This window comes from Psychrobacter sp. 5A.1, from assembly GCF_030407455.1.
In the GTDB taxonomy this organism is placed as follows: domain Bacteria; phylum Pseudomonadota; class Gammaproteobacteria; order Pseudomonadales; family Moraxellaceae; genus Psychrobacter.
The window spans coordinates 1-4,633 of the sequence record NZ_JASDDJ010000105.1; the positions used below are offsets into that span (position 1 = coordinate 1).

Below are 4,633 nucleotides of genomic sequence, written 5' to 3' on the forward strand. Positions count from 1 at the left end.
CTCAAATATATCATCTTGCTTCGGCTGTCACCCCTCCTTTAATTCCTCAGCATACTTTTTGATACACCACCAACAAACGTAATAAGGAGAGTACCTATCGCCTGATCTTTGGATGCTTTTTTAAGATATTCTATAGCTTGCATAATCCACCCATGCACCAGTCGTTGGTAAATGCTCGTATACTGTCAATACACTAAGAAGTATAGTTTTTTTATAAAGCTTCATTTGTCAATCCATCTGGTAGTGGCATGCAATTGACGTCTTTTTGAGATTCATTAGGCTGACAAAATATCATGTCATCAATGTACTCATCTTCAATATCGTTCATGTCCACACCTTCTGGTAGCGGCTCTAAAAATACCTTACCCAAATGGATATGATATGGCACTTCCGGTGCATGCTTAACTTCTAGTTTCTTGATACCAGATTTGTTGTAACTTATACCTTTATAGCCTTTTTTGCCTATAGAGAAGCTTCCGCTAGATGCTTCATTTAATGAACGCACGTCATAATCCGATGTAGTATATGAAAACTTGAAGGCAGGTAATTTAAAATATCCATTTACATCGGTTTTAGTCTGATGAATGCTATTTTCATAAATAGAAACATTGCTTAATGGTTCATCGGTTGTTTTATCCAATACTTGCCCAGTAATGATAGGGGAGGTATAGCTATGGATGTCCTGTCCTGATGAGCAGCTTAAAAGACTAATAGATGAGATTAGTAGTGCTGATAAACATATAACTTTAATATGCATCGCAGTCAATATTCGATATATACTCAGCTTTTTTGATATTGATAGCATTATCACCACTCATCCAGTTTCTTTTATCTTTCGGTATTTGTTTGTTATTCAAATAATTTACAAACTCCATAAAGCTATCCGTTTGAAATCTATTACCATTGCACACATTAATAAAAAAATAAATGAGATCGTCGCCTGTCGATGTTTCAAAATCTGTAGTTGATCCATAAACGTAGGGTTTTTGGATGTACCAACTGTCAAGGGCTGTCACTTTACCTGCAATTTTTTCACCCTTATAAGTTAAATAATAGTTCTAGCTAGAGATATACCGCAGTTTTAACTTACCCAAGATTGGAGGTTGATACATCTTATGATTAAGGAACCATAAAGTAAGAGGTATAAGTATGATTAGAATTATTTTTTTTGACAACTTATAGTCTTATTATCGTATGGTTTGATATGAGTAGTATTTAGAATGTACCGCTTTACTCCCCCAAGCTATTTTCAATATCACCTAATGTGAGACCAGTTTCTTGAGTGCTGTAGATAGTAATGCCTGTATCGTCGATTTTATCATTCATGACCAATCTACCAATGCGATTGCTAGCTTCTTGATTGCCTTGATCGGCAGCCTTTTTATACCATTCAAAAGCTGTGTCATAGTCTTGTGGCACACCATAACCGTTCTCATAAAGACCACCGATATTAAGTTGTGCTAAATCTAACCCTTGATCAGCAGCTTTGGTATACCACTCTAAAGCCTGACCATAATCTTGCGTCACGCCGTAACCATTCTCGTAAAAATTACCAATATTGCTTTGAGCGTCAAAAGATCCATTGTCAGCTGCTAATAGATACCACTGCATTGCTTTTTGATAGTCTTGCTCAATACTAATACTCTCATGATACATAATCCCGAGATTAAATTGAGCATCAGTGTATCCTTGGTTAGCAGCTTGCTGAAACCATTCAAGTGTTTTTATCTCATCTTGTTCGACAGCAATACCTTCATGATACATAACGCCAAGATCGAATTGAGCATTGGCATATCCTTGGTTGGCGGCTTGTTCAATCCATTCAAATGCTTTTTGATAATTTTGATCTACGCCTAGCCCTTCATAATACATAATACCTAGATAATGTTTAGCAGGAGCATAGCCCTTATCGGCAGCTTTTTGAAACAGTTCAAAAGCTTTGTCGTCATCTTCAGGGACTGAGTCGCCCTCATAGTAGGCTACTCCAAGTTCATATATTTCAGCAGTAGTGTTTTGATTGGAAAGTATCTCTGTATTTGATGATTCTGCTGAGCAAGCAGCAGTTATCAAACCACTGGATAGCACTGTCGCTAGTAATATAGATTGAGTTAAAGGTGTGATTCTTCTTTGATGCATCGAAACTCCGGTAGGAAATACTATCTAATTGGCTGATTCGGACTCACTTGCTCATACGTTTTACCTTCTGGTACGGGTATACAAGCTACTATTTTTTGAGACTCGGTAGGTTTGCAGTATCTCATCGTCTCAGTATATTGATATACCCTATCATAGACATGCTCACCTTCTGCTAGTGGCGTGAGGTATACACTACCCATATTTATTGACACTGGTGTATTGATATCCAAAGCTGGCGTAGGTAAAGCCATGCCATCGACATTAACTAATCGGCGTTGATATCCCTCACTTTCAATCATGATGTCAGCGTATTCATAAATGAATTGCAGCTGTTCTTTATTCCGCCTTTTATTCATATCATCTGAGACGACCATAGGTGGCAAGACAAACTTGCCTGTGCTGTCGGAAGTCGTTTGATGTTCATCCGTTAAGTAAATACTTACATCAGTAACAGGTTGCTGAGTGACACTATCTAGTAATTGGCCTGAAAGTGCTGGCGTGACATAATAATCAGTAGGCTCTGGTATCAAGCACGCACTTAATGGGACCGTTAGTACACCGATGAAGGCAAATAGTTTATAAAGCTTCATTTACGACCCCGTCTGGTAGTGGCATGCAATTGACATCTTTTTGAAATTCATTAGGCTGACAAAACGTCATGTCATCAATGTACTCAGTTTCCAGATCGTTAATATCCACACCTTCTGGTAGCGGCTCTAAAAACACCTTACCCAAATGGATATGATATGGCACTTCTTCGGTATACTTGACTTCTAAAAATTTGAAGCCAGAATTGCTAAAAACTTTTCTTCTATAGCCTTCTTTATATAAATCAAAACCACCTTCAGTCATGAGGTTTATCCCCCTGCCAGTATCAGAGGTGGTGTAATCCTCTTTATAAGAAGGTAGTCTAAAGTACCCATTATGATCAGTCATTGTTGTATCTGCACTGGTTTGAAAAAGAGAAGCGTTTTCTATAGGCTTATTGGTAGTTTTATCCAAGACTTGCCCCGTAATGATTGGGGATGCATAGCCATGAATGTCCTGTCCTGATGAGCAGCTTAAAAGACTGATAGATGAGATTAGTAGTGCTGCTAGATAAATCGTTTTAGATATCATCTAAATCCTTGTTAACTTCTCTTATGAGTCTATTTAATCGGCTGATTTGGATTAACTTGCTGGTAAGTTTTACCTTCTGGTAAGGGTATGCAATTGACGTTTTTTTGAGATTGATCAACCAATACATGGTGCCAAAATAGATACGTCAGCTGACTCAGCCTCAAAGTCAAGTTTCTCGTTTAGACATTCTATTTTTTCGACTAACTGTTGCTCTTCTTCCTTGCTTAAGCTCTGCTCTTCTCTGTAATCTGTTTTAGGATAACGATTAAAACCTAGCGCCACACCATAGGTGGATAGAACAATACTTCTAACAGAGCTTCGCTTCCTCTGGGTAACACGCCCTTGTTCATTTAAGCAAAGTTCGTGGTCGCAAATAGTGTCGAAGTTATTCACAATATGAAGTATCTGTGCATCCCCTGCTTTCACTAATACCCTAGGGGAGGGATAGTGAATAGATCCTGCGCTATATCTATACCAAGCTCCGCCATAGTTGCCTTCGGCAAGCTTAATATCCCCGTCTTTTTCAAGATCAAGTAAAGATTGATACTTCCTTGCTTTTTCATCAGCACTTATGGGTTCCTCCCATCGTTCTACAACGCGACGTAGAGCGGCTTCATTGTCTTCACGTTCGTCAACTATTTGCTCTTTTTCTTCTATAGTTTTCTCATTATTCATTTTTGAGCTGTCATGGTTTTCAGCAGAAGCAGCGCTGGGCTTATCATGATTAGGAGTATTGTTAGACATGCAAGATGTTAGCAGGAGAAGGGTCAACAGAGTGAAAGCTTTTTTTTGCATTAGATTATACCTTTCTAATTATTAGCTTGCCTACGTATCGCCTATCAGTCTGCCGATGGAAGGATAGTTGTCACTCAGGTGTATAAGGATAGTTAAACTCTTTTTGAAAACTTATAAAATGGTCTTCCTTATCGTCTAAACCTCCAATTGAAACTATTAATAATTGCCTATCTAACTTAGAATAAGTAATTTGTTCTAAATTAGGATTATTAGAGTTTAAACATATTTTTTGCCCATCTCTCAAACTGAAATAATTTTTATTCTTGGGTTTAATCTGTATTTTGACATGATCACTTATTTCAGCATTCGGATCCAATATAGCAAGCTCTTCCATTTTAATATAATTAAAAATTATAGGATTTTCCATAACGACGGCAGAACTGAATATTGGCATAAAACATAAATCACCTTTGCTATTTTTCGATATATCAATACTTCCTTCGATAGGAGGGCTATGCGTAGGATAGTCTTGGAAACATCCAAGAAGACTAGTTGTTGATAGCACGAATATTATTTTAAGTATATTGAATATATGAGATTTATTTATATGTATTTTTTTGTTTTCTTGAGTGAACAAATACAT

At 37.3% G+C, this 4,633-nt stretch carries 6 protein-coding genes; all 6 read right to left on the reverse strand.

Going from position 1 to position 4,633, the window contains the following annotated elements:
- Positions 1-211: 211 nt before the first annotated feature.
- Complete coding sequence (locus tag QL982_RS14050) at positions 212-640, reverse strand: hypothetical protein (RefSeq protein ID WP_290165847.1); 429 nt, start codon at positions 638-640, stop codon at positions 212-214.
- 590 nt (positions 641-1,230) lie between these two features.
- Positions 1,231-2,136, reverse strand: coding sequence for a tetratricopeptide repeat protein (locus QL982_RS14055; RefSeq protein ID WP_290165849.1), 906 nt, complete (start codon positions 2,134-2,136; stop codon positions 1,231-1,233).
- 20 nt (positions 2,137-2,156) lie between these two features.
- The gene (locus QL982_RS14060; RefSeq protein ID WP_290165851.1) at positions 2,157-2,726 is read right to left on the reverse strand and encodes a hypothetical protein; all 570 of its coding nucleotides are present in this window, start codon (positions 2,724-2,726) and stop codon (positions 2,157-2,159) included.
- On the reverse strand, positions 2,713-3,255 hold the full coding sequence (locus tag QL982_RS14065; protein WP_290165853.1) for a carboxypeptidase-like regulatory domain-containing protein: 543 nt from the start codon (positions 3,253-3,255) through the stop codon (positions 2,713-2,715). The genes QL982_RS14060 and QL982_RS14065 overlap by 14 nt, the downstream gene beginning before the upstream one ends.
- 114 nt (positions 3,256-3,369) lie before the next feature.
- Positions 3,370-4,050: a hypothetical protein gene (locus tag QL982_RS14070; protein ID WP_290165855.1), complete on the reverse strand. Its 681-nt coding sequence runs from the start codon at positions 4,048-4,050 to the stop codon at positions 3,370-3,372.
- Positions 4,051-4,120: 70 nt separating this feature from the next.
- On the reverse strand, positions 4,121-4,633 hold a 513-nt coding region (locus tag QL982_RS14075), incomplete at its 5' end, for a hypothetical protein (RefSeq protein WP_110921931.1).